A 24,270-nucleotide genomic window follows, 5' to 3' on the forward strand; every position below is an offset into this window, starting at 1 on the left:
TACTCGATGCCCGAGGGCGGTAAAAAATTTAAAGGAAAAAATCCATACGGAAATAGATCGGCGCTTCACGTTCCGTGATCGCAGCCGGTCGTTCCAAAGAGTGGGCAAAGGTCACCGTGGCCGCGACGTTCTTGCCGCGTGCGAACAGGTCCAGCGAGTTGCTGCTCATTCGCCCATGCTGCTCGGCGTTGTAGCGGCCGTGGCTGATCACGCCCTGGTCGTAACCGAGGCTGGTGCCGTATTCGCTGAATACTGGTTGCAGCCAGGCCCAGGTCACCGGGCGGCTCCAGCGCAAGTCGTTGCGCCAGTAGCCGCCGCTGTCGCCGGCGAGCATCTGGTCTTTGTAGCCGCGAATCGACGACTGCCCACCCAGGCTCATGCGCTGCGGGCTGAACAGCACGTCTTCGCTGTGCTGGCCGGTCATCAAGCTGCTGAAACTGAGCGACTCGCCCCACAGCTTGAACGGGTACAGGTAGCTGACCGTGGCGGTGTATTTGCGATAGCGCGCATCGGCCTGGCCGGGTTTGGGGTCGTGATTGGCCTGGGCGTCGAAGGCGCCGATGCCGTTTTGCATACCGAGGTCGATGTTAAGAAATGAGCTGCCAATCCGGCGACCGTGGTTGATGCCGAACTGGGCTTCGCTGAGGCGGTTGCTGCTCAGCGCGAGCTTGCTGTCTTCGATGAAGTTGTTGGTGCGCAGATAAGCCACGCCGGTGCTCAGGGAGGTTTTACTCAGGGCGTCACGATGGATGACGCGCTCCAGGCGCAACTGGTGGTTCTGGCTGTCGCCGGTCTGTTTGAACGTGAAATTATTCGCCTGGGCCTGGGAGCGGTATTCGCTCTCGTTGTAGCTGTAGGTGAGGGTCCACCAGCCGAACGGCAGGCTGTAATTGAGCATCGAATTGCGTGAGGTTTTCTGGTGATCGCTGACGGCATCGTGACCGCCGCGCAATGACAGCTGATCGGCCAAGCCCAGCGGGTTATCCCAATCCAGGCTGGCGCCCCACTGCTGCTCGCCAGTGCTGCGCTGGCCGCCGTTATGGCGCGACAGCCCGACGCGCCAAGGCTTCTGCGGGGTGTTCTTGACCAGCACATCGCTGCCGCCCACGGCCTTGCCCGGCGCCAGTTCCATCTGCGCCTGGTTCGACGGCAGGCGGTTGAGTTGGTCAACCATCTGCTCGATTTCGCGCAGGTTGAGCAACTCGCCGGTTTTGCCGGGGAAACTCATCGCCAACTGGCGGTCGGTGATGCCGCTGCCTTCGGCGCCCTTCAAGCCTTCGAGCTTGCCTTCGACCACCTGGATCTTGAGATTACCGCTGGAGAGGTCCTGCTGTGGCAGGTAGGCGCGGCTGGTCACCAAACCTCTGGCCAAGTAGCGGTCGGTGATGACCTTGAGCACTTCATTGAGCTGCGGCACGCCCAGGCATTGGCTGATATAGGGCTTGATCAGCGCGGCGCGCTCGCCTTCGGGCAGCGCGTCGGCGCCGGAGAGTTCGATGGTTTTGATCGGGAAGCAACGGGTATCCACGGGCGTGGTCGGCGTTGCAGGCGCGGCGGATTTGCCGGGCAGGTCTTTGAGTTCTTCGAGCCGCCGCTGCTGCTCTTCGAGCAGGCGGTCCTGGCGGTCGCGAATCAGATCGGTGATGCCCGGGGTATTCTGCGGCGGCGCGGCGTGTGCGACTCCGGGAAAGCCCAGGCAAAAAAAAGCGGACAGCAGGCCAAGCCTGGTCCGGCGTTCCAAACGCCACATTTCTAGATCCCTCTATATGGCACTGAGCCACTAATTGGCGGCGATAATAGGATGGCGAAATGCTGGCGTCAATTAAACGTATAAAAATGTGTCAGGACTGATGCAGGGATAAAGGGCAATAAGGACATGTCCTACAACAAGCCCTGAAAGAGGAAAGTCCGAGGCGACAGCGCCTTGCTCCGTTGCCTACGGTTAAGTCAGAATCCGCTGGCTTGTGCGCTTGGGTGGGCGTCTCTAAGGTTGCTCGGTCGCTGAACACTCAGTGATCGGGTTTAGTAGCCCTAGGGTCAATTACACTTAGTGCATGAGCTTCATCTATCAGACGTTCCTGTCTGTGCCTGATGGTGGCTGTGCGTAGGGCGCCTTCGGGTGCGCCGGCTTTGTGTAATTCCCCGGTCTACTAACCTGCGTATAGCTGCCACCCTTCTTGTGTAGTAGCGAAAGGGTGGCGGCCCCATTCAGGAATTACATCATGTTCAAAATAACGCCTAACCCTCCAAACGAGCCGGACCTGAAACTCAATCAGGCTGCGCATCGCGCGATTGATCGCTATCTCAACTCAGAATCTGACCCACCTTCGCCACCGCCAGGTTTATTCAGCGTTGCCGCCGACGCCAGCAACGAAACACTGATCACCAACAGCTACGAAACCTTTTCCTCGGTGACCGCCTTGCTGCTTGACCTGTCGGAGGACCTGACCGGGAAACAGCGCGATGTGGCGCTGGCGATTCACCAGTTGAGTGAGTTGGGGGTTTTGTTGATGGATAGGTTGATGGAGCGGGAGGCGGCCTGCGGCTGACGGTTACCGCCCACACTTACACCACTGCCAGAATGCCGAGTCGTAGCGAGTCAGCTATAACGACTCGGCGCTTTCATTTTTTTGGGGGGCATTTGCTTGACGAAGAGCATACAACGCGTAACAAGGCAGACCGCTCGCCGCCTACACGAGTGGCAACCCATAATTCCTGGCAATATCAATCTTCAACTTACCCAAGTAACTGTTTTTATAGCTATCCCCTTTCGGATCAAAACCCAGGCTATCCCTTTGAAGTATATTCAATGCAGAAAATGACTCATCCAACATTGCCGCTCTAGATTGATGGCCACGCATAGTCCTAGCCAAATAATAGGCATCACCAACGAAAACACGATATCTATCATACAATTGAAACGTGTGTATGGAAGACACAGCCTTTGCCTGCCCGCCGCGCACCCGAAGTTTTAGAACATATTTTTCCGGTGGCATCTCCAGCGCCAAATAGTCAATATGATTGTTAACCCCTGACGCTAGCGGAACCAGAGAGAAACTTATAACCTCTTCATCAGATAGAGGGTGCAAATGAGGTGTAGTAGAAAAATCTACCGCCCCCTTCATCTGAGGCCCATTGCATTTCTCACAGCTCGGAATAAAATTGCCGAGGGTGAGTGCCAAAAAGGGATACCTGGATTGTGAATAGTAATGATCCAAATCCGGACGGTAAGACTTAGCACCTACTTTAAGCGGCGGCTTAGTATCAATAGGTGCAAATTGGCAATAAGGGCAAAACTTATAAGGACACAGCGCGCAAAGCTGATAAGCATGCCATCCATTAATCGCGGGCGCCGTCATTGGCTTTTTGGAAAAAGCATCGTAATCAAAAATCTCTTTGAGTAGCTCACAGGCAATTGCCCTTGTGATGGGTCCAGGGAAAACCATATGGAATGCCTCAATTGCCGAGGGCAAAGGCCCCGGAGAACTGGACAATATTGTTTTAAAGTTCGCTATCAAAAAACCAACTAATAATTGCCTAATGGGCGAACCATAAGACTTAGCATTAAGCTCTTGAATACCCTTTATGAGTAGTGCCTTCAAAAAAACGTTATGAGGTACGACGGCCAACCGCCAAGCATCGGAAATATTAATTATCATTATTACCCTCCTCCCACATCACTCCGTCGCCCTCCAACTCTCTAAGTATAGCTTTTCTAATTCCGACGTCACCTATCTTTTCTATAATTCTCTTATCTTCATCCGTCACCCGATGATGCAACACTCTTTCATAGACCCCATTTATTAAATCAGCAGAAAATTTACCGATCGAACTGGAATCAAAGGCGCCCCTTATGACGTTTTCTATTGGCGATGCAAATGTATTTATTGGATTAACACCAGCATCTAAATTCATCACGAATGAATCAGGCAAATCTGCGGCGACGATTGGCGAATGCGTGGCGAGCACAACCTGTAATGCATCAAGCTCAAACCTTAACCGCAGATCACCCAAGTAGTCATTGAGCAATGAAATATACTTCCTCTGCCAATCGAGGTGTAAATAAGCATCGCCCTCATCCAGCAACAGTATCACTCTCTTGCTGCCGGAAGATGATAAGCGGTGGACCGCGCGCTCAATAAGCGAAAACTGTTCGATTAACGCTTGCAAGCCCGAACTTAACATCGACCACCTTATTTTAATCAAGGTTTCGCCGTGCCTGACAAACCCCACATCTTCTTGAGAGGCTATACTGAAAGAGTAAGAAAACTCATCGACATCGTAATCTGGCGAAAAGGAAAATTTAGCACTCACAGCTCGTGCATTATTGACCAGCTCAACCAAATCGAGAATCACAGACTCATGAAAACTCTCACCATTGTAAAAACAAATCCCGGCCTTGCTGAGGAGTGCATCGGCCGCGAGCGCTCCATATTTTTTCTTTTTCCTTGTTACGTATTCCAGCGCGGAAAGATATTGAATCTTCTCAATAGGATCATTGAAAAATTCGCTTAAAAGTTTCTGTAATCTATCCACTACCAAAAACAAACTGTCTTTAACTTTCGCCTGATGCGCGGCAATTGATCCCTGAATGGCGCCTTCCGACCTTAACACCTTGTACTCGTTAGCACGTTCTTTAAGAACCGGATCAACCACCTCGTCAGAGGAGATCAGCCGAGGAACTAAAACGTCACGCAACACGTAATTCGAATATGAGACATACGCGGTCAACGCTGTAGAAATACCCAGCGAATAAGCAACGCTAACAAAATGTTCAACATCCCCAACACTGTCAATTCCATACTTCCCAGGAGAGGCATCTACAAATTTACGATTCGCCGGCAGCTTCCTGCTGTATGGGAGCGCAGAAAAATATATAACGCCAAGCCCATCGAGTGAATTAGCCGCTACAGCATTTATCACACCATCGTGATCTACATATACAATATCACCCTGTTCTAAATTGTCGGTGAGTTTTTCGATCAACTCTAACAACAGCCGGGTTTTTCCCGCTCCATTTCTCCCAAGGATCAAATTTAAAGAGTCAACTTTAAATATTTTTCCAAACCCCAATCTCTCGGGAGATGAGAGATCCAGATGAATGTCCCCCACCCTTACCCCAACGATTAATTCCATTTCTTTTCCCTTAAGCCGACCTACATCGCGAGCGTCTAAATTTATCTATATCCAAGTACACTATCCCAGAAAGTAGCACATTGCCACCTCCTCAAAGTGAGTCATTACCGTAAAGGGTAAGGGACGGATTTATTTACACCCTTTAGCACGATGAGACGTACGTGGCCGACTCTATTGTTTTGCAGGCATGAGGACATGTCCTACAACCAACCCTGAAACAGCAAAGTCCGAGGCGACAGCGCCTTGCTCCGTTGCCTACGGTTAAGTCAGAATCCGCTGGCTTGTGCGCTTGGGTGGGCGTCTCTAAGGTTGCTCGGTCGCTGAAAACTCAGTGATCGGGTTTAGTAGCCTGGGGTTATTCCAGTCAGTGCATAAGCTTCATCTGTCGGACGGCCTAGTCCGTGCTTGATGGTGGCTGTGTGCAGGGCGTCCTCGGGCGCGCCGGCTTTCTTGGAATTCCCCGGTCTACTAACCTGCGCACAGCTGCCACCCCTTTGTTTAGTAGCTCAGAGGTGGCGGCCCTAAAGTAGGAAATTCCAAGCATGTTCAAAATAACGCCTAACCCTCCGAGCGAGCCGGACCTGAAGCTAAATCAGGCTGCGCATCGCACCATTGATCGCTATCTCAATCCAGAATCTGACCCACCTTCGCCACCGCCAGGTTTATTCAGCGTTGCCGCCGACGCCAGCAACGAAACACTGATCACCAACAGCTACGAAACCTTTTCCTCGGTGACCGCCTTGCTGCTTGACCTGTCGGAGGACCTGACCGGGAAACAGCGCGATGTGGCGCTGGCGATTCACCAGTTGAGTGAGTTGGGGGTTTTGTTGATGGATAGGTTGATGGAGCGGGAGGCGGCTGTAGCGGGTACTTAGCGTTCAACGGTATGACCGGGCGCAGGCCACATTCAAAAAAGTGGCCTGCCTCCCATCTCGCCTAACCCAACCGAATACACGGCAACCGATACCTCACCTCGACCAGCTTCACACCACCGCGCTCAAGCGTGCGCTCACTCCCCGCATCCTCAACGCAGCCTGCCCTGCGATAAAACCGGATCGCTCGTTCATTGCGTGCCAAGACCCAGAGCGTTAAGTGCTGAAACCCTTGTTCAGTCAAAAACTGTAAGCCTGCGTTCCACAACGCCAGCCCAACGCCGGTTTGCCAATGCTCCGCTTCAACGTAGAGGGCCATGACCTCACCGGCGTTGTCCGCAGCAGCGTCTTCATCACGGCTGGCGCCGACGGATATCCAGCCGACCACCTGTTTGTTCACCTGCGCGACCCATACATTGGATTCGCCGGATTCAATCGAACTAATCCAAAACGACTCCCGCCTGGCCAGCGTCGCACCCAATGAGTTCAAGTAGTCGGCGGGCATCAGGTCGCGATAGGCTTGCTGCCAACTGCTGATGTGCACTTGGGCAATGGCCCTGGCGTCTGCGGGTGAGGCGTGGCGAATCATCGAGGCATTCCTTGTCCGGACATCGAGTGGTAAGCGTAAGCCAGCCTCGATTACGATTTGGCGATGCAATTAGATTTTTTATGCACGGTGAGTCTGAGGAACTTAGAGGTTGGCTGGTGATGGGCTGTACCCACAATTGATACGGGCTTAGCTATGAAACCATGCGGGCCCACACCAAGGTTGAACTAAAGGTTAATAGCCGTTACCTGACGTCTTCCATCCTTCGGTTATTTAGGTAACCTCACACATTCGCAGCGCATACAGGCTCGCAAAAATGGACATCAGCCCCCTCACACTTCAACCACTGCTTCGCCCGGGAAGCGACTTGAACGGTTGCGCGGTGGCCGAACGGTGTTCAATTGATTTTCTGATTAACCAATGTTCGTTGCTCAATACGCTCGTCACCGCTGCCGGTGATCACTCAGACTATATGAGCTGTTTCGTCAAAGGCTTTCCTGAGGCAAACGACCTGTCTTGCGCTCGTTTGCTTTTGCGCGAACCCGCCGGAACGGAAAGCGGCCGTGTCCTGCTGTACGTTTGCCCCGAGTGCGGCGATATCAGTTGTGGCGCTTACTCAGTGCAGGTCAGCCAGAGTGATGACGGCTTTACGTGGTACGCCTTTGCTTACGAGAACGGGTATGAAGAGCCCGTCATCATCGATGGCGTTGGGCCCTTTGCCTTCGAAAAGCATGCCTATGAAGCGACCATAATCAATGCCGCAGGGCTAATGAAGGAGTAATCACATGGCGCGCTTCTCAATTTACAGCGGATCGATTTTGGTCGGCTATTCAGCGCTTGAACAGGGTGACCCTTCGATGGGTGTTGCCTTCGGCGCCTTCGAGCCCGCCGATGGCTATCGATTGATCCACAGTGAATGCCGCAACAATCACCGCGATCAGTCCGCTTTGTTACTGTCTGTTCAAACCGAGGAAGGCCTGGTGATTGATTGTTCAGGCGTCGCCATCCTGGATTACTCGGAGAAGGACTTCGAGGATGTTATCGAGGTCAACGTTCTGGGTATTTCGTCGCCTCCGTATGAAGCGCTGTTTCCTCAACACCTCTCCCGATAGGCACGCCTATTTCGATAATCAAACCCTCCAGCAGTGCCCGCGTGAGCACAGTGAGACGGCAGCCCTTTATGAACCATGACCGTGTAAGGCAGTTGATTCATGGGGAGATCAATCGTGACGACCCGGTTGGAAGTCTCATCCATGTGCTGGAAGCCGCTATTGAGCTGATTTCGCTTCCCGACAATGAGTTCTGCTGGTCCAGCTGGGAAGACGAGGATCAGGCAAAGGCCGAGTTGCTGGGTTTGGTCAGCGTGCTCAGATCGGGAAAGCTCCCCAGAAAGTTGGACGTCTCTGTGCTATTCGCAGTAACCGGCCCACTCCAGGAACTCAGCCTCAGCAGTGGTTGGGCGAACACTTTTCTTAAAGTGGCTGACAAATATGACGAAGTCGAAGCATTGCTGTGGTGAGAAAGCAGAGCCCAGTGCCAACAGCCTGGCCTGTTCCGACTGCATCACTGCGCCCTTCTGCCTTGAATATCGCTAACGCCGAAATACTCCACCCGCATTGCCACGGCGACCACTGTTATCAAGCTTCGCCTGCGGCCCCGTCAAACATCGGCCCACCGAAGGTAAAGAATTTAAACGTTACCTTTTCGTGCCTGACATCTCTGAGCTCATACCGAATTCGGTCGAGCCCATCATCTATGCGCGTCACATTGAGGCGCATAAATTGGGTGATTCCGCCGCCAAACTCGCTGAGGTTGAGCGCGCTGACATCCTGAAAATGTATCGTCACGGCATTCCAGTCTGTTGTATCGACGGACAGCGTCAACGCCAGGTCGTATTTGAAGTCTTCGAACTGTATGTCGATGGCGATGACACAGTCATGCTCTCGCAGCAGTTCGTTCAAGCGCTCAAGTCTATCCATGTGCCGGCCCGCCTTCAGCCAATCTGCTCAAACCGCCGACGCTTCAGGAACAACCCCACCCCGACCGCCACGGCAAAGATCGACAACAACCCCAGATCAAACCCTACTAAGCGCACCTGGCTCGCAGCAACGCAACCGACCGCACCGCACAGCACCAGCAACACCCCCAGCCACTTGCGCAGCGGATACGACTTAAGAAACCGATCCAACAAAAAGAACAGCACCAGGGCAATGACCAACTGGGTAATTTCGGACATGGGTGTCTCCCGTCAGGTCTTGATGATCAGTGTCGAGGCGGTGCGTTGCGGGCCGATACCGCCGTTGACCTGCGCCTCGATGCTGACCAGTACGTCCCCTGCGTGGTAGGTGGGCAGGATTTGATTGGCATACATGCGCACGCCGGCCCCGACAGGCGCACCCACGTAAGGGGTAGCAACATAAGAGGTGGCGGAAGCGAAGGCCGCGGCGGCAAGGTTAGCGACCTTGGTGCGTTGCGCATTGAGCACATCGCCCTGTTGCCGGGTCAGCGGCTTGGAGATGCCGACCATCATCATGCACGGCAGGCCCTTGGCCAACATTTTGTCGTACACCTCGACGACCTTGCTGTTGACCTCGTAGTGGGCGGCTTTCGCTTCGCCAAAATGCAGCTCGCGCAGGCGTCCGCGTTCGTTGTCGGTGAGGATGATCTGCGATACGTTGAAAACGATCCCGTGATTGCCTATGTATTGGAAAGTCCCTTCGAACTTCATCGCGCGCATCCTTTCGAGCCAAAGACGGCGATTCTCTACAAGGAGGGCGTGGGATTCAATGCATTTCACCCTGCCGGCAAGCTGCGTTGCCCGTCGTAACGTTCTGACGGACATAATAATTGTCGAATTCGCTGCTTTCGACGAACTGGAAGCCATGGCGAGTGTAAAAACGATTAGAGGCGCTTTCTTTGAGGGCACCTACTTTAATAGGCAGTGCCGCCGCATCTGCCTCGTTGAAAATCTGAGTGAGCACCGCAGCGCCTATTCCTGATCCTTGCGCGCTCGGTCGCACGTATAAATGGTCGAGCACGAGTTCATTGGGGTGATGCTTGACCACCACAAAGCCAACCTTGTTTCCAGCCACTTCAATGAAACGGGTGTTGTGGGCTTCAAAGCCGCTCACAAACCGCTCGCGCGCCCGCACTGGGTCAAATCGCCCGACACGCTCCAAACTTTCGCGCATAGCCTCAATTCGAATGGCGACTAGATCGTCTACGTCGCTTGGTTGAGCGAGGACTAACTTGAGTGTGATGGGCATATTCTTCGCTCTACGTCCCCATCCTGGGATGACCAGTGTGGGAGGCCGGGGCCAGACCACGTTTATACGGTTTCCCGGATCGTGGTCTGCCCCATTTTTCTCTGGTACTACTCACCCTCAGGCACGCTTCGGTAACTTCCAATTCGGCCGAATGAAGTGACAGGTATAGCCATTCGGTATCCTCTCCAGGTAATCCTGATGCTCCGGCTCTGCCTCCCAAAACGGCCCCGCCGGCTCTATTTCAGTGACCACCCGGCCCGGCCATAACGTGGAGGCATCCACGTCGGCAGCGGTGTCTTCGGCAATGTCCCGTTGTTGTTCACTCAGGTAATAAATCGCTGAACGGTAGCCTGGCCCCAGGTCATTGCCCTGCCGGTTAGGCGTGCTGGGGTCGTGTATCTGAAAAAAGAACTCAAGAATCTGCCGGTAAGTGATCACCGCAGGATCAAAGACAATCTCAATCGCTTCGGCATGGTTGCCATGGTTGCGGTAGGTGGCATTCGGCACATCGCCACCGGTGTAGCCGACTCGCGTGCTCAGCACGCCAGGGTAGCGTCGCAACAGGTCTTGCATGCCCCAGAAGCAGCCGCCGGCGAGGATGGCGGTTTCGGTTTGGTTGGTCATGGTTTGTCCTTGTGCTGAATGGGTACAGGGGTAGTTATGGGGCTGTGTTGGGCAATAGCAAGGTTGAACAATGACTAATTACGCGCAGCTCGCGAATCCACCGGCGTCACGGACAGGTGGCAACACACTGATGACAACTAACCTATAAAGTCATTAATTATTTGCAGGACCAACGGCTTCGCATATTTCTCACTGGGATCGGTGCCGGGCGGGTCGTTACTGCGTATCCATCCACCCTGATCGAACGCCTGATAAAGCGAAAAGGCTGGCTCAGGCATTTCACGGTTCATCCCAACATCAACGAGGGCAGCTATGATCCCGTTCATGACGCCGTCGCAGAATTCATACGTCAACGTCCCGTCCAGATAGCCCTTGGCAACTGCGATGGAAAGCTCGTTCAGCACCTCTTGCGGCGCCATACGGTACTGTTCATAAGTGGCGGCGAGATCGTTCAGCGTTAAACCGTCGGCTTCGGCTTGCGCCAAAAGCTTTTTGAGGTCGTTCGTCGGTAATGCTCCATTCATGGGCTTCTTCCGGTCAGGTGCGAAGGTCGTGCTCGGGTCACTCATAGAACTTCCCGGCCAACAAAATGGCTGCACAGCGCTGCCATACGTTCGATACCACTGGGGCCGCCTGGGCAGGTCGCGTGCTGGACGCTGCCCACGCAGCCGCCGCATCGAGAAACGCGTCAACCGACGCGTTTTCCCAACCTAGCGCACCTGGCCCATAGGGCGATGAAGGCGACGCCTGTTCCAATAAACGCTCACGGGCAAAATCAGCGCCGAGCGCCTCGATGAAGAGAATGAACGACGCCTCGTCTCTGACGCGGGCAAGCAACTCATCGATATCTACAGGGTTAGGCATGGGTTTCCAGGGGGGAGCGTAAAGAGTGGTCGAATGCTGCAGTGCTGCATCTTGGAGAGTCAACTTCGGCTATTTGCAGCGTCTGCTCTCGACCGATTCTGTTGAAAACACTCGTACTCGCTTAGCCAAGGTGACCGCCTGCATCAATGAATAACTTGCGGAGTTTTTTTCGAGCCGCCTCTGAAAGACGCGGTGAATAGCGCTGAAACTCTTCTTCGGCTGTGTCGGGCTTGCCGTTCATGGCCAATACAAACGCGTATGCAAGAGGATGTTGTATGTAGTTGTAGAAACCCAGGCCACCAGTCGACAAGTGCTGCTTGACCCGCTCGAAAGCACTAGGCAGGTCGGCTATCGAACGAGCCTCGTTCCAAAACGATTCAGCTTTTGGAATGGCAGCCCGGAGGATATTGGGTGCGCTGGTTGCTATGACATCAGGTCCGTAGCTGTATGAGATATCAAACGCTCGATCTCGCACATCGAAAGTCAGATCAGGTCGTGCTGATTTTGACGTCCTGTGCCATTTGATTTCATTGCCGGAAAGATGGGGAACGAAGTCCAGTGACAGAGCCCATGACGGCGCTAGCGCGCCGCCTTTCCACTGCTCAAGGCGAAAGAGTTGGCGAATGGGAGCATTGACGCTACGAAGCCAGGACAGCGGGCCCTGAACTTCGAACCCTAACGGCTGTAAAAGTAACTCTACGGTTGGCGAAACAATTTCGTGGATTTGATCTATTCGCACTATTTCGAACGTTTTTCCCTGCATCGTCGGCCCCATGCTCAAAAGTAATCCCGATTCGACAACGTCGGTCGTTGGTTCGACCTCAGATAATGGATGGAGTCTTCTTCATCCACATTCGGGAATCAAGGCACACGAAACTTCTCTCGGCGAACTGCCTTTTACATCAGGCAGATGATGAACTGTCCTTTTGCAAAAATAGCTCTCCTGATTGGTCTAAGGCACAATCTGCTCATCGGCCAGCGGGAGAGTACGCAGCATGATGGGACAGTTATCGAGTGGGCAGGATCGGCTGTTTCATTCGTTCAATCTTGAAGACCACATCCCAAAAAAATCATCTCCTGCGTAGCATTGATCGGTGTCTCGATCTGAGCGACCTGCGCCACTACCTCGCCGATTTCTATAGCCCGATTGGGCGTCCTTCGATTGGTCCTGAGCTGATGATCCGCATGCTAGTCGTGGGCTATTGCTATGGCATTCGCTCCGAACGGCGCTTGTGTGAAGGGGCCCATTTGAATCTGAAGTATCGCGGGTTCTGCCGGTTGAGCCTTGAGGATGAAGTACCTAATCACTCGACGTTTTCCAAGAATCGACACGGCCGTTTCCGGGACAGCGATCTGTTTCGCTGGCTGTTTAATGAAGTGTTGCGTCGCTGCATGAAAGCAGGTCTGGTCAATGGGGAAGGCTTTGCCGTGGACGTCAGCATCATCAAGGCAGATGCGAGTCGGCAGCGCGGCGTATCTGGTGATGAGGAGGTCAACTGGAGCGACCCATCGCTCAGTACGCGTGCCGTACGTGAGTACCTCGAAGCACTCGATGAAGAGCCGCTGGCTGAAGTACTTCCCAAGCGCTTATCGCTGACTGATCCTATATCCCGTTGGACGGCCGCCCCGGGCGGCCCAGCGTTTTTCGCCTACTCAACGAACTACCTGATTGATGTCGAGCATGGCGTGATCATGGACGTAGAACTGACACCGGCTCATCGAACGGCCGAGGTCGAGAGCACCAAAACCATGATTGATCGAGTAGAAGAGTTGTTCGACATCAAACCGGATCGCTTAATCGGCGACACCGCTTATGGCACAGCACCGATGTTGGCCTGGATGGTGGAAGAGAAAGATATCGAGCCACATGTGCCGGTGTGGGATAAAACCGAGCGAAAGAACGACAGTTTCTCCAGCAACGATTTTCACTGGAATGAAGAGGCGCACGAGTATCGCTGCCCGTCCGGCAACGTACTGCGCAGCGAATGGCGAGCGTTCAAGAACGAACGCTCGCACCTCACTAAAGCCAACACCATCATCTTCCGATCCAGACAAACCGACTGCGCGACCTGTCCGATGAAAGCCAAGTGCAGCCCGAAAACTTCGGTTCGTAAGATCGCCCGTAGCGTTCATGACGCGGCTCGTGATGTGGCTCGGCGAATCGCGAAGACGCCGGAATATGTGCGCTCTCGTCACGAACGCAAGACGGTCGAAATGTTGTTCGCCCACCTCAAGCGCAATTTGAAACTGGATCACTTGCGACTACGAGGGATGAGTGGCGCGCCCGATGAGTTCACGTTAGCGGATGCGGTACAGAACCTGCGCCGAATGGCCAAACTTACACCTCAAGGGGCACCCGCCACAGGGTAGGTACGCCTGCTTCAAGCAAAAACCCTCAAATCAACCCACTGACAAAGCAGCAACGGTCAACGAAGTACCGAAAAACCACTTAATAGGTTCTTTGATGAGGCCAAGCTCAACGTCACGTTTCCTGAAAAATCGACTTTTTCAATAGAATCGGCCGGTAGTAGCCTGTCATGAAGCGCTGCTACCGGCCGGGAACAGCCATTTAGTAAAGAGTGGCTGCGAGGTCTGATGGGAGCGGGTCAATCGTCGCATTGCCGCCTGTGATTGACGCGCATTAAACATGCTAACTAACCTTTGAATATTCAGCGCGTGCTTGATTAGTATCGTGCAGTTCATCCCTGATAACGGTGCAGTAATGTCAGCAGAAATAAGGCAACAGGATGGGCTGAGACTGACCATCATGCCATGCCCAAGCGGCCGGACCGGCTGCATCGTGGTTCGTCTCGCCGGTACGGCTCTGCACGCAGAAATTACATCGGAAAGAATTTGCGCATCGGATAACCGGCATCCACTTGACGAGTTCTTCGCCTCGGTAGTACTGCTTGAAGAAGGGGACTCGCAAGACTGGCTATCCGAAAGCCAAGATTTAGCTTTCTCCATTTGCCTGGACCCCGCCTTTGCGGGGTTCGTTTTCCTGCGTGTCTACTTGGGCTCTACTTCAGATGACGACTGCGATTGGCAGATAAATGGGTCTTTGTTGGTCACCCCCACCCAAGTCGAGACTTTTGCCAAAGAATTGTCCGCTATTTAATGACGTAGGCGAACTCAAAGGAATTGAACCGCAAATGAGCAAATTGCGCTGCAAATGTGGGCATGTAATTGTCGATCAGACGGACAGCTTGCCCTATAAGGCGAGCCTGCTTCGCGACGAGGCAGAGAACGCATTTTGGGATGAGGTGCATCAAGCACTCAAACCCTTAATGGAAGCTGCCGAGTCGGGAGACCAGGTCAAGATAGCTGATGCATTTAGCGAGTTATCACCATGGGTTAACGCTACTGAAGAACTGGAAAGCCGGATATACAGCATCCACGCTCACCGGATGTCAGCTGTTTACGAATGCTCGATGTGTGGGCGTCTTTGGGTACAAAAGGACGGCAGTAGCCAATTTGCTTCATATGTTCCGGAGGAAGGCGGATATGGGGCGATCTTGTCAGTGGCATCAGGAGATTTTGAGACCGTCGATTAAGCGCTCGCCTTGGATCGTAAACGGACAAAATCGAAGATTCGCTGGTTTCATCGCCCTATGGGCCAGGCACTCCAGGCTAGGAAAACGCATCGGTTGATGCGTTTCTCGATGCGGCGGCTTCGTGGGCAGCGTCCGGACATTATAAAGGCGATGGCGTTGTTTTAATGTTCACCAAGTCGTGAGCCCGTAATAGATCAAAAATGCCTCTATGCCATTGACCTTCAATCAACGTTTCAAAACATCACAAGAAAAAGCGCCCTCGTCTCCAGCCATCTTTGCGCCTCCAACGCCGTCCCGCCGCGCGATGCCCGACATCATTACTCTGAGGGGATAGAACCTATTTAAGTCTGATGCGTGTGCTCGCGCCCGTTGGGTCCTGGCAGTCACTCGCTTACGTCTGCATTCGACCCCAATCTGCCCTTTACGGAGGGCAGCAATTGCCCAATAAAAAAGCAAAGAGGACATGTTGGTCTAAGTGTTCAGGAAACACGTAGGGATGCCCAGTATGCAGAGTGGTGGTGTGTACGAGCGGACTCATTTGGATTTTCGCCCTGATCATGACTGAGGTCATAGCCCTGTTTCAGCGTTCTGCTAGGGTCTGAAGCCCCTGAAAATTCCAAGGAAGGTGAGATTTCAGTCTTTTAACACCGGATTGATAATTGGAGCATTCGCGTTGAAAGCCTCGCACTGCATACTCGCAATCTTGCTGATTACAGCGGCACTGCTGCTGATAGACATACCTGTCGATACTTGGCTGACGTCAGCAACCCTTAGCTTGATTCTCGGGACTAGCGCACTGGTTTACATGGCAGCTGCCTGCCTGCTGGCCAGTCGCTGGGGCGTAATTGAGAGTCTGTTTGGCGGCCTGGATCGCGTCTATGAGGCGCACAAGTGGCTAGGCATATGGGCGCTCGTGTTTGCCTCATATCATTTTGTGTTCAAGGCGAATCTGGATGTTTGGAACAGCGTGCCTATCCTGGAACTACCCAAATACTGGACGCGACTGGTACGCCAGTTGAGCTATGTCGCACTGGGTCTGATCGTGCTGCTGGCGCTGAACCGCAACATTCCTTACCGCCTATGGCGATGGTGGCACAAGCTCTCCGGCCCATTGTTCCTGATCGTGATCTTGCATTGGCTCAGTTTCAAATCGCCGATCACCCTGCTCAGCCCCTCGGGTATCTGGTTGACGCTGTTCTGCGCACTGGGCGTGCTCGCCGCCCTCTACAAGCTGGTGCTCTATCCATTTGTTGCCCGTGCGGGCGAGTACCGGGTGACAGCCGTGAATAGAGTCAATGAAGCACTGCATTTGACACTGGAGCCGATCCATAAAGGGTTTGACTTCAAAGCTGGGCAGTTCGCGTTTCTGGCAATGCAGCAAAAGGGCCTGCGCGAGCCACACCCTTTCACGATAGCCAGCGCCAACGGTGCGAATGGGCAGATTGCGTTCATGATCAGAGGGCTGGGGGATTACACCAAAAAGCTGTGCGAGTGCGCAAAAGTCGGAATGTGCGCGACCCTCTACGCCCCTTACGGACGCTTTAAACGCGCCTCTGAGGCCGAGCGGGAAATCTGGATCGGCGCAGGTGTGGGCATTTCGCCTTTTATTTCTTGGTTGCAAGATCCAGACGCAAAAGACTTCGAAAAAGCGACGCTGGTCTATTGCTTCACGCCGTCGCGCGCTTTCCCTGCGCCCGAGGAGTTGCAAGCCATGACTAAGATGCGCGGGGCACAATTCGTTCGTAATGTCGGTGGCATCGAACCGTTGGCCGAAACCTTGCGCCAAGCGGTGACTCAAACCCAACCACACAAGATTCACATCAGTTTTTGCGGCCCCAAAGGTTTACTGGCCAAGGTGCATGAACTGATGGATATCAACCGGATCCCGAAAGCTAATCTGCACTTCGAACTCTTCGAGTTCCGTTGAGTCTGCGCGGTGCAACCTACTCAATGGCCTCAGGTTGTGTCGCCTCATTTGACCGGCTTGCTTGGCTGGCTTAATCAGTTGTCAATGGCAGCAATGGGTCGATTGCGGTCAGTGGTGACTGAAAGCTTTCGACCCGAAGCCACCGATCAAAAAGGGCGGTAATTGGCCAGATGCGGCCCTTCCTTAAATCTCAAAATGCGTTTACAAACCAGATACCGGCACAAGTTTAGGCGAGACGGCATGACACTCTCCAAAGGCAATATCATAAAGCTGATCAATGTTGACCGAGCAACGGTAGTGCTCTCTGATTGGTTGAACTCTAGGGAGGCGGCTCCTGGAGATATCGCCGAGGTAGAAGAAATTTCAATGGGTGAGGCTGGATGTATCGTTCGCTTGCTGTGCGAGCCACATGCAGGATTTATCGAATGGAGAGCCTCATATTTTGAGGCTGGGTTGACCTATGAGATGCTTCGTAGCAATCCCAATGACTTCTCCTCTTGAATGTCCTCAAGACCGATTTCTAGCTGTCACCACCGTCCGCTTTGGGTCGGAAGCAGCCCTTCGTGGGTGGTTGCTTGCGGCCGAGACAGTGTAAAAACGCATCCATCGTACTTAGATCTGCAACGTTAAATCTGCCAACCTTAATCAGTCACAGGAGCGTTCGAGGCTGGGTTTATCCCAGTTATCTTGTGAGGAAAGTAATGGAGGCTCTTCAACGTGCTCCCATTCCAAGTACCACTCGTATGTTCCGTTGTCAGCCTTGAATTCATGTTTAACAGTCCAGCCAAGCTCCCCTAGCTTTTGAGCTCTGTGAGAGGCATGTGTCTTAGTCAGTCTCGGCGCTTTCATAAATGTCATCGCGTGTATGATTGCTGGAGATTTTAACGCAGGTATTGCCTGATGAAACGCTTCATTCAAGGCGAATATCGCGGTCAAAGCACCTTGCTCCCCGAGAGCCTCGACGATTACGTCAGCAGTTCATGGGCGACCTCCGAGTGCTGGCGGATAGAACATCTATAACCCGTCAGCTGGAGGTCTAATTTCTAAGACTGCAAAACAGCGATGGCTTAAGCGATGATATCAGTCGTCGCGGCCTGCCCGATCGTACCGACTGCAAAGCTCACCAGGCCACTGCCAGTGAGGTCGATCATCAGACTGCTCTGATTACTCTCTTGGAAGTAGGTCAGGATGGCGTCGCCGGCATGACCTGTGAAGCTGCTCACGAAGTTCAGCGTCGCGCTGGCCGACGAGAACGCGGCAATGCCTGACAGATCTATTTTGTCTTGCCCTGTGGTGAAGTCCATGATCCAGGCAGGCGCTGTCATCGTCGAGTCGCTAGCTTGGCCGAACACAAAAGTGTCTGCCCCGGCACCGCCCCACAAGGAATCCCCACCGCCACCCCCATAGATGATGTCGTTCCCGGCACCGCCTTCAAGAATGTTGGCCGCCAAATTACCAATCAAGAGATCGTTGCCAGCGCCTCCGATCGCGTTTTCCAGCGTTACACCATGAGCAATAGATACGTTACCCACCAGGCCGCCCACATCGGAGAACGAACCTGCATTGAGGTTGATTTTCTGGTTCTGGCTGAAACCGGAGAAGTCCAGGGTGTCGTTACCACCGCCATCCCACACCGAAAACACCAGTTTGTCGCTGGATGCGGTCGCCGTGTAATAGTCGCGCTCAGTGTTCGAGTTGAACCCGTAAACGGTGTGGTCACTGCGGGTATCCAGGTTCGCCCCGTAGAGCTTCTGGATCGCCACGATGTCATCCATTAACGGCGCTGACGAATAAGTACCACTGAAATTCTGCTGGGTATTACTTTCGCTCCAATAACTCATGAGGCTATAGCCACGCGTGTCCTCAGCATAAGTGACATCGTTGTACGTCGGGTTGCCGTTTCCAGCGTTGTAGTTGCCGGGGTGAGACAACCCCAGGGAGTGGCCAATTTCGTGGGTGAGCGTTTGCCGGCCGTAGTTACCGTTGTCCGGCGTGGTGTTGACCTGATACTGATCATTGACCCAATACCAGGACTGACCGTCACGTGAACCACCGGTTGGCAAGTACGCGAAGGCTGCACCGCCGGTATAGTTGCTGTAGTTGCCAAACGTCAGGTGACCATCGGCCCCGCCAGGGGTGTCAGCGAAGGTCACATTGGCAACATCAGACCAAGACTGCAGAGCGAGCACTGTCTGGGCCTTTTGCATTGCATTGAACTCACTGAAATTACCCAGGTTCGGGTTGAAGTCAGCGGGCTTGGAGGTCAGAAATGTGTAGCTGAGGCTGATTTTTCCGTCCCCGTTCTGATCGTGCCAGCTTGCGCCTTTACGCAGTAATTCGTCCGCAGCCTGGTCGGCGGTGAACGAAGGCTTACCATTCACCAGAACAGGCCCGCCACGGTCATACCCATGGTGAAAACTATTGACCTGCTCGTAAGCCTTGCTGGTCTGACTGGTAGTAAATACTTTATTCTCTTTTAGTTTTGACATATACGTCCTTGTGAATCACTAATGAAGAACCCATGAATGGAGAAGGCTCTTCTGAAAAAATCAATTTTTTACATTGTTGGCGGGGGCGTGATTGATGACGTAGCGCTGAGCTGAGTTATTAATGTTGCCCCGAGCATACCAAAGCATTATTTAAAGTGTTTAGTTTGAGTTGATCACCGTTTAATTATTTCTAAGTGGTTGTGGTGTCGTGAGACATAGGCGCTAGCGTTTGAGCACGAGATAAATGCTTTAAAACGTCATTATCTCTACCCGAAGAGCAAGATAACAGCCATGCACGAGGCTTGGGTGGCTGTTGTCAATTTCTAACCTGCATTGTCCCTGATATCTGGGGCAGAGCATCGATCAGACTAAATTCTCGTTATAAAATGATCGGTTTGGTACAAAGATTTGATAGCTGGATTCAGTGTGATACGTCCGTACGGGTAGCGCTGCTCACCCACTTTTTTATCAACCAGCCTCAGCACAACACCTACATGCTCAAAACGAAACACCCCCTGAATTAATAGAATAACTGCACCATTTGAAACGAGAGGTATAAAGCCAGACTGAGCAACGCGCCGGACATGAGGCGAGTCCGCAAGCGCAAGGTCGAGCATCCCTTCGGGATACTCAAACAATGGAGGGGCGCCACGCATTTCCTGACACGAAAGCTGAACGGAGTAAGTGCGCAGATGAGCTTGAACGTACTCGCCTACCTGAAGCGGGTCATGAAAACTCTCGGCACCCGCTGTTTAATGAAGGCGCTGTCGGCCTGAAGAGGTCTTTATTTTGGCCACCCAGCACGGTAGAAGTGACGTTGGGGCTCCCAGGCCCTAGTGATGACCCGCAGGACTTTTTGCGAGCAATTACTCAGCTAACAGCCTTCTGCGCTACGCGCCGACAGTGCATCAGCGCGCTTTTACACACGCTGGGCCAAAAGTGGACATTACTGACTATTCATAGTCTTGGAATTTCAAAAAACATGTTCTAACTTTATGTGTGCTAATTACTCAATATTTCTAAACATGCTGCAGTGGATGTTAAATCATAACTTTCCCACCTCATTAGCACTGCGCATGAAATCAACAAACGCACGCAGCTTGCCTGGCATGTGTTTACGATGGGGGTAGTAAAGATGAAACGCATCGTCCATGCCGCTGTGCGGCTTCAATATCTGGCTAAGCGTACCGTTTTCTAACGCTTGCTTCGCGAAGTCCTCGAAAACGAAACCAATGCCTTGGCCTTGTATTGCCGCATCAAGGACGGATCTCATTTCGTCAAAAATAAAACGCCCTTGAACATCGATTTGAACCATTTGCCCGCCATCTTCAAACTTCCATTCAAAGAATCTTCCGCCAACTGAATACCGCTGGCGAATGCAGTTGTGCTTCAGCAGTTGCTCCAGCGTCTGAGGCTCAACCCGCGTGCTGAAGTAATCCGGCGCCGCCACCACAATTCTTTTTTGTGCCGCTCCCAACGGTACCGCGACCATGTCGTTTTGCACTCTTTTCCCCATGCGCATGCCGATATCGAAACCGGCATTAACGATATCGCCAAGGTGGTTATCCAGTGATACCTCGACATTAATCAGCGGGAATTTTTCCATGAAGGCGGTTAGATGCGGTTCGATCAAGATGCGGTATGCAACGTACGAAGAGTTGAGGCGCACTGTGCCAGAGGGTTGATCCGTCGCGAGCAAGACTTGTGACAAGGAGTCTCTGATCAAAGCAAGCGCAGGTGCTAATGCTGCGTTCAATGACGCGCCGGCCTCGGTCAGGCTGACACTGCGTGTTGTTCGATTGAATAGCCGTACATTGAGTTGCGCTTCCACACTTTTGATCGTGCGAGATACCGCAGTTGGCGTGACACCGATTTCTGCGGCGGCGCGAGCGAAGTTCAAATGTCTGGCGGCAGCCTCGAAGGTTAAAAGACCGGGAAAATGCACCGGCGGTAAAGGAAGTGAACCCTCTATGCCCTCAGCGCGCGTCGGGCGCTGCATTATGACTTTTTTGCTCATACTGTATCCACGCCTATGACTATTTACGTCACTATCATTGACCTCCATAGTTGATACAGCAAGGAGTTTCATCCGGCAGAACAGTTATCACGAGGAATCACAATGGCACTCAACAGCCCATCAACGGATCTTTTCACGCCAATGACTTTAGGTGCCTTATCTCTGGCTAACCGCATTGTCATGGCCCCGTTAACGCGCAGCCGCATGGGGCCAGAAGGCGTACCCAACGAAATGCACGCTCGCTACTACGCACAACGTGCCAGCGCCGGTCTGATCATTAGTGAAGCGACCAATATTTCTGCGCAAGCGCGGGGGTATGCATTGACGCCAGGCATCTGGACTGAAGAGCACGTAGCAGGCTGGAAACTGGTAACAGATGCGGTGCATGCCGCTGGCGGACTTATTGTTTGCCAACTGTGGCATGTGGGGCGCTTCTCGCATGTGGACCTGCAGCCCGATGGCACGGCACCGGTAGCGCCCTCGGCGATTAAAGCCGAAGGCCAGACCTTCACTGAAAAGGGAATGATGGACGTCTCCATGCCGCGAGCGCTGGAAACATCCGAGATCCCAGGCATTATCGAGCAGTACCGACACGCCGCTGCATGCGCAAAACGCGCCGGCTTTGATGGTGTTGAAGTGCACTCTGCCAATAGCTATTTGCTCGATCAGTTCCTGCGCGACTCTACCAATCAGCGAACCGACCAATATGGTGGTTCGATTGAGAATCGCGCACGACTCACGTTGGAAGTAACCGCCGCAGTCGTCGAGATATGGGGTCATGCCCGCGTTGGCATTCGCCTGTCTCCCGTGACGCCAGATGCCGGCAACACGCCCTTGGACAGCCAGGTAATGCAAACCTATGGCGATCTGATTGAGCAACTGAATCGCTTCCAGCTCGCCTATATGCATTTTGTCGAGGGCGCTACCGCTACGTCACGCACTGTTCCCGAAAACGTAGATCTCGATGCGTTACGTGCACGGTTCAAAGGCCCCTACATCGGCAACAACAATTACGACATCGAACTGGCCGTTACCCGCCGTGCTGAAGACAAGGTCGATGCAGTGGCTTTTGGTCGCCCGTTTATTGCTAATCCGGATTTGGTGCGTCGATTAAAAGAAGGTGCAGAACTCGCTGTTGCGCCACGCGAAACCTATTACGGTAACGGCGCAAAGGGTTACACCGACTGGCCTACGCTTGCTGGATAAGCCAACTGGGCAACACTTCAAAAGTGAGACCTTGGGCCCCAGCGGTGGACGCCGCTGCGGAGGGTCGCAGGGGTTGATCTGAATGCCAGCCAAACGTGGCCGTTTTTTACATGACTCGAATTAACAACCAGGAATACAAACATGAACAAACCTACTTATGTGCCGGAATATCAAGCCATCGTCGAGGTACTGAACAAATACAACGAAGGCTGCAAGCAGGCCAAAAGCAGCATCATGAAGCCAGCTTTCAGTGAGCAAGCAACGATGTTTAGCGTCGATGGCGACGGTAAGCTGACCGGCGGCCCGATTCAGACATTGTTCGATGGCATTGACAGCACGTTCCGCCCGTCTCCTGAAGCTCAAGGTGTAATCGTCAACATCGACATCGTAGGCACCGCTGCCAGCGCGCGCATCGACACCAATGACGTATCGGGCTTTTGCTTTACAGATTTCTTCAACCTGCTGAAAGTCGATGGCAAGTGGACGGTCGTCAGCAAGATCTTCCACACCCACGTCGCGCCTTGAATATCTACCTTCCTTGAGCACGCGGCAGATGAGGCTTTGAACCCTATCTGTCGTGTTTTTCTTTGCAGCCGAGCGGCGCTGCAACTGTGCGTCCGGCACACCGCCTGAAATCCGCTGACTTCGATCGCCTGACCCCAGGCGTAACAACGTAATAAAACAGGCCGCTATTTAATGACGCACACACTCAGGCGATAAAAAGGAAACATCATGAAACCTCTCACCTCCGCTTTCGGCCTTTCCGTCGTGGCCCTGTCGCTTGGTAGCGCCTCTGCGGCCGAACGGCCCGGCGTCGAACACAACGTAGCAAAATTCTTGCAGTCCCTTGAGGGCGGCCAGACGCTCGACAGCATGTCGCCGACCGATGCCCGCGCCGCGCTGGCGGGTGCCCAGGCCGCCCCCAACGTGGCCTTGCCGGCAGCGGAGGTCAGCGAGAAGACAATTCGTGTCAATGACAGCGACCTGAAACTGACCATCGTGCGCCCGGCCGGCAGCCAACAGAAGACCCTGCCCGCGTTCATGTACTTCCACGGCGGCGGCTGGGTGCTGGGCGACTTCCCAACACACGAACGGCTGGTGCGTGACCTGGTGGCGGGCTCTGGCGCGGTGGCGGTGTTCGTTAACTACAGCCTGTCGCCTGAGGCGGGATACGGCGTTGCCATCGAGCAAGCCTATGCCGCAACCAAATGGGTGGCCGAGCATGGCCAGGCGATCAACGTCGACGGCAAGCGCCTGGCCGTAGCGGGTAACAGCGCAGGTGGCAACCTGGCCGCAGCTGTTGCCCTGATGGCGAACGAAAAAGGCTCACCTGCACTGCGTTCGCAGCTATTGCTGTGCCCGGTAACGGATGCAAACTTCGATACGCCGTCGTACAAGGAGTTTGCCAACGGCTACTTCCTGACCAAAGACCTCATGGTGTGGTTCTGGGACAACTACACAACCGACGCCGAGGCACGCAAGCAGATTTACGCATCGCCGCTGCAGGCGACGCCCGAGCAGTTGAAAGGCTTGCCGCCGACGTTGATCCAGACTGCTGAATTCGATGTCCTGCGCGATGAAGCCGAAGCTTACGGCCGCAAGCTCGACGCTGCGGGTGTGCAGGTGAAGTCGGTGCGCTACAACGGCATGACTCACGATTTTGGGCTATCGAACGCGTTCAACCATCTGCCGGCAGTGCAAAGCGCGATCGCGCAAGCATCGCAAGAACTCAAAACGAACCTAAGCCAGTCACTGCAAAACCAATGAA

Annotated in this window: 27 protein-coding genes and 3 pseudogenes; 15 read left to right on the forward strand and 15 right to left on the reverse strand. The window is 53.5% G+C overall.

Going from position 1 to position 24,270, the window contains the following annotated elements:
- Positions 1–28: 28 nt before the first annotated feature.
- The gene (locus K0P33_RS21850) at positions 29–1,750 is read right to left on the reverse strand and encodes a ShlB/FhaC/HecB family hemolysin secretion/activation protein (protein ID WP_242151360.1); all 1,722 of its coding nucleotides are present in this window, start codon (positions 1,748–1,750) and stop codon (positions 29–31) included.
- 472 nt (positions 1,751–2,222) lie between these two features.
- On the opposite strand from K0P33_RS21850, the gene K0P33_RS21855 reads away from it, so the two are divergent.
- On the forward strand, positions 2,223–2,549 hold the full coding sequence (locus tag K0P33_RS21855; RefSeq protein WP_242151362.1) for a DUF6124 family protein: 327 nt from the start codon (positions 2,223–2,225) through the stop codon (positions 2,547–2,549).
- A 141-nt stretch (positions 2,550–2,690) separates the two neighbouring features.
- Here K0P33_RS21855 and K0P33_RS21860 read toward each other — a convergent pair whose 3' ends face one another.
- Together K0P33_RS21860 and K0P33_RS21865 are read right to left on the reverse strand one after the other, a co-directional pair.
- On the reverse strand, positions 2,691–3,659 hold the full coding sequence (locus tag K0P33_RS21860) for a hypothetical protein (RefSeq protein ID WP_242151364.1): 969 nt from the start codon (positions 3,657–3,659) through the stop codon (positions 2,691–2,693).
- Entirely contained in the window at positions 3,649–5,136 is a 1,488-nt protein-coding gene (locus K0P33_RS21865) for an ATP-binding protein (RefSeq protein WP_242151367.1), read from the reverse strand. The genes K0P33_RS21860 and K0P33_RS21865 overlap by 11 nt, the downstream gene beginning before the upstream one ends.
- Before the next feature lie 542 nt (positions 5,137–5,678).
- On the opposite strand from K0P33_RS21865, the gene K0P33_RS21870 reads away from it, so the two are divergent.
- Entirely contained in the window at positions 5,679–6,011 is a 333-nt protein-coding gene (locus tag K0P33_RS21870; protein WP_094951521.1) for a DUF6124 family protein, read from the forward strand.
- A gap of 61 nt (positions 6,012–6,072) precedes the next feature.
- On the opposite strand, the gene K0P33_RS21875 is transcribed toward K0P33_RS21870, so the two are convergent.
- Positions 6,073–6,597 carry a GNAT family N-acetyltransferase gene (locus K0P33_RS21875; protein WP_242151370.1) on the reverse strand — a complete coding sequence of 175 codons (525 nt, stop codon included), beginning with the start codon at positions 6,595–6,597 and terminating at the stop codon, positions 6,073–6,075.
- 274 nt (positions 6,598–6,871) lie between these two features.
- On the opposite strand from K0P33_RS21875, the gene K0P33_RS21880 reads away from it, so the two are divergent.
- The 3 genes from K0P33_RS21880 (at position 6,872) to K0P33_RS21890 (ending at position 8,074) form a co-directional block, all read left to right on the forward strand.
- The gene (locus K0P33_RS21880; RefSeq protein WP_242151373.1) at positions 6,872–7,336 is read left to right on the forward strand and encodes a hypothetical protein; all 465 of its coding nucleotides are present in this window, start codon (positions 6,872–6,874) and stop codon (positions 7,334–7,336) included.
- A 4-nt stretch (positions 7,337–7,340) separates the two neighbouring features.
- A complete protein-coding gene (locus K0P33_RS21885; protein ID WP_242151376.1) occupies positions 7,341–7,667 on the forward strand; it encodes a hypothetical protein in 327 nt (108 codons plus the stop codon).
- 68 nt (positions 7,668–7,735) lie between these two features.
- A complete protein-coding gene (locus K0P33_RS21890) occupies positions 7,736–8,074 on the forward strand; it encodes a hypothetical protein (RefSeq protein WP_242151379.1) in 339 nt (112 codons plus the stop codon).
- Between the two features lie 118 nt (positions 8,075–8,192).
- Here the strand turns inward: K0P33_RS21890 and K0P33_RS21895 are convergent, their stop codons facing one another.
- The 8 genes from K0P33_RS21895 to K0P33_RS21930 form a co-directional block, all read right to left on the reverse strand.
- Entirely contained in the window at positions 8,193–8,516 is a 324-nt protein-coding gene (locus K0P33_RS21895) for a hypothetical protein (RefSeq protein WP_242151382.1), read from the reverse strand.
- A gap of 32 nt (positions 8,517–8,548) precedes the next feature.
- Entirely contained in the window at positions 8,549–8,791 is a 243-nt protein-coding gene (locus K0P33_RS21900) for a hypothetical protein (RefSeq protein ID WP_242151384.1), read from the reverse strand.
- Positions 8,792–8,803: 12 nt separating this feature from the next.
- Positions 8,804–9,283: a hypothetical protein gene (locus K0P33_RS21905; protein ID WP_242151387.1), complete on the reverse strand. Its 480-nt coding sequence runs from the start codon at positions 9,281–9,283 to the stop codon at positions 8,804–8,806.
- 55 nt (positions 9,284–9,338) lie between these two features.
- The gene (locus K0P33_RS21910) at positions 9,339–9,821 is read right to left on the reverse strand and encodes a GNAT family N-acetyltransferase (protein ID WP_242151391.1); all 483 of its coding nucleotides are present in this window, start codon (positions 9,819–9,821) and stop codon (positions 9,339–9,341) included.
- 117 nt (positions 9,822–9,938) lie between these two features.
- Positions 9,939–10,445: a peptide-methionine (S)-S-oxide reductase MsrA gene (msrA, locus tag K0P33_RS21915; protein WP_242151395.1), complete on the reverse strand. Its 507-nt coding sequence runs from the start codon at positions 10,443–10,445 to the stop codon at positions 9,939–9,941.
- Between the two features lie 137 nt (positions 10,446–10,582).
- Complete coding sequence (locus K0P33_RS21920; RefSeq protein WP_242151398.1) at positions 10,583–10,969, reverse strand: hypothetical protein; 387 nt, start codon at positions 10,967–10,969, stop codon at positions 10,583–10,585.
- A gap of 37 nt (positions 10,970–11,006) precedes the next feature.
- Positions 11,007–11,309: a hypothetical protein gene (locus K0P33_RS21925; RefSeq protein WP_242151401.1), complete on the reverse strand. Its 303-nt coding sequence runs from the start codon at positions 11,307–11,309 to the stop codon at positions 11,007–11,009.
- Between the two features lie 121 nt (positions 11,310–11,430).
- Entirely contained in the window at positions 11,431–12,084 is a 654-nt protein-coding gene (locus K0P33_RS21930; RefSeq protein ID WP_242151404.1) for a hypothetical protein, read from the reverse strand.
- A gap of 220 nt (positions 12,085–12,304) precedes the next feature.
- Between K0P33_RS21930 and K0P33_RS21935 the strand changes: the two are divergent.
- The 6 genes and pseudogenes from K0P33_RS21935 to K0P33_RS21960 all read left to right on the forward strand — a co-directional run.
- Positions 12,305–13,679 (forward strand): annotated as a pseudogene (locus K0P33_RS21935) (IS1182 family transposase).
- A gap of 322 nt (positions 13,680–14,001) precedes the next feature.
- Entirely contained in the window at positions 14,002–14,427 is a 426-nt protein-coding gene (locus K0P33_RS21940; RefSeq protein WP_242151407.1) for a DUF6228 family protein, read from the forward strand.
- A gap of 34 nt (positions 14,428–14,461) precedes the next feature.
- Positions 14,462–14,863, forward strand: coding sequence for a hypothetical protein (locus K0P33_RS21945; protein ID WP_242151411.1), 402 nt, complete (start codon positions 14,462–14,464; stop codon positions 14,861–14,863).
- 673 nt (positions 14,864–15,536) lie between these two features.
- Positions 15,537–16,790 (forward strand): ferredoxin reductase family protein, encoded by a 1,254-nt coding sequence (locus K0P33_RS21950; protein ID WP_242151415.1) that lies wholly within the window; start codon positions 15,537–15,539, stop codon positions 16,788–16,790.
- Positions 16,791–17,030: 240 nt separating this feature from the next.
- Positions 17,031–17,291 carry a hypothetical protein gene (locus K0P33_RS21955; RefSeq protein WP_242151418.1) on the forward strand — a complete coding sequence of 87 codons (261 nt, stop codon included), beginning with the start codon at positions 17,031–17,033 and terminating at the stop codon, positions 17,289–17,291.
- Positions 17,292–17,690: 399 nt separating this feature from the next.
- Positions 17,691–17,771 (forward strand): annotated as a pseudogene (locus K0P33_RS21960) (hypothetical protein); the annotation flags it as partial.
- An 86-nt stretch (positions 17,772–17,857) separates the two neighbouring features.
- Here the strand turns inward: K0P33_RS21960 and K0P33_RS21965 are convergent.
- The gene (locus K0P33_RS21965; protein ID WP_094953897.1) at positions 17,858–19,279 is read right to left on the reverse strand and encodes a serralysin family metalloprotease; all 1,422 of its coding nucleotides are present in this window, start codon (positions 19,277–19,279) and stop codon (positions 17,858–17,860) included.
- Positions 19,280–19,647: 368 nt separating this feature from the next.
- Positions 19,648–19,935 carry a hypothetical protein gene (locus K0P33_RS21970; protein WP_242151423.1) on the reverse strand — a complete coding sequence of 96 codons (288 nt, stop codon included), beginning with the start codon at positions 19,933–19,935 and terminating at the stop codon, positions 19,648–19,650.
- On the opposite strand from K0P33_RS21970, the pseudogene K0P33_RS21975 reads away from it, so the two are divergent.
- Positions 19,843–20,055, forward strand: a pseudogene (locus K0P33_RS21975) (IS5/IS1182 family transposase); the annotation flags it as partial. The gene K0P33_RS21970 and the pseudogene K0P33_RS21975 sit on opposite strands and share 93 nt — an antisense overlap.
- 269 nt (positions 20,056–20,324) lie before the next feature.
- Here K0P33_RS21975 and K0P33_RS21980 read toward each other — a convergent pair.
- Positions 20,325–21,296 (reverse strand): LysR family transcriptional regulator, encoded by a 972-nt coding sequence (locus K0P33_RS21980; protein ID WP_094949821.1) that lies wholly within the window; start codon positions 21,294–21,296, stop codon positions 20,325–20,327.
- 102 nt (positions 21,297–21,398) lie between these two features.
- On the opposite strand from K0P33_RS21980, the gene K0P33_RS21985 reads away from it, so the two are divergent.
- From K0P33_RS21985 to K0P33_RS21995, 3 genes are all read left to right on the forward strand, one after another.
- Positions 21,399–22,502, forward strand: a complete 1,104-nt coding sequence (locus K0P33_RS21985) for an alkene reductase (RefSeq protein ID WP_242151426.1) — start codon at positions 21,399–21,401, stop codon at positions 22,500–22,502.
- Positions 22,503–22,643: 141 nt separating this feature from the next.
- Positions 22,644–23,027: a nuclear transport factor 2 family protein gene (locus K0P33_RS21990; protein WP_094949823.1), complete on the forward strand. Its 384-nt coding sequence runs from the start codon at positions 22,644–22,646 to the stop codon at positions 23,025–23,027.
- A 207-nt stretch (positions 23,028–23,234) separates the two neighbouring features.
- Positions 23,235–24,269 carry an alpha/beta hydrolase gene (locus K0P33_RS21995; RefSeq protein ID WP_094949824.1) on the forward strand — a complete coding sequence of 345 codons (1,035 nt, stop codon included), beginning with the start codon at positions 23,235–23,237 and terminating at the stop codon, positions 24,267–24,269.
- Position 24,270 lies beyond the last annotated feature (1 nt).

Source organism: Pseudomonas sp. ArH3a (genome assembly GCF_022648765.1).
Lineage (GTDB): Bacteria > Pseudomonadota > Gammaproteobacteria > Pseudomonadales > Pseudomonadaceae > Aquipseudomonas.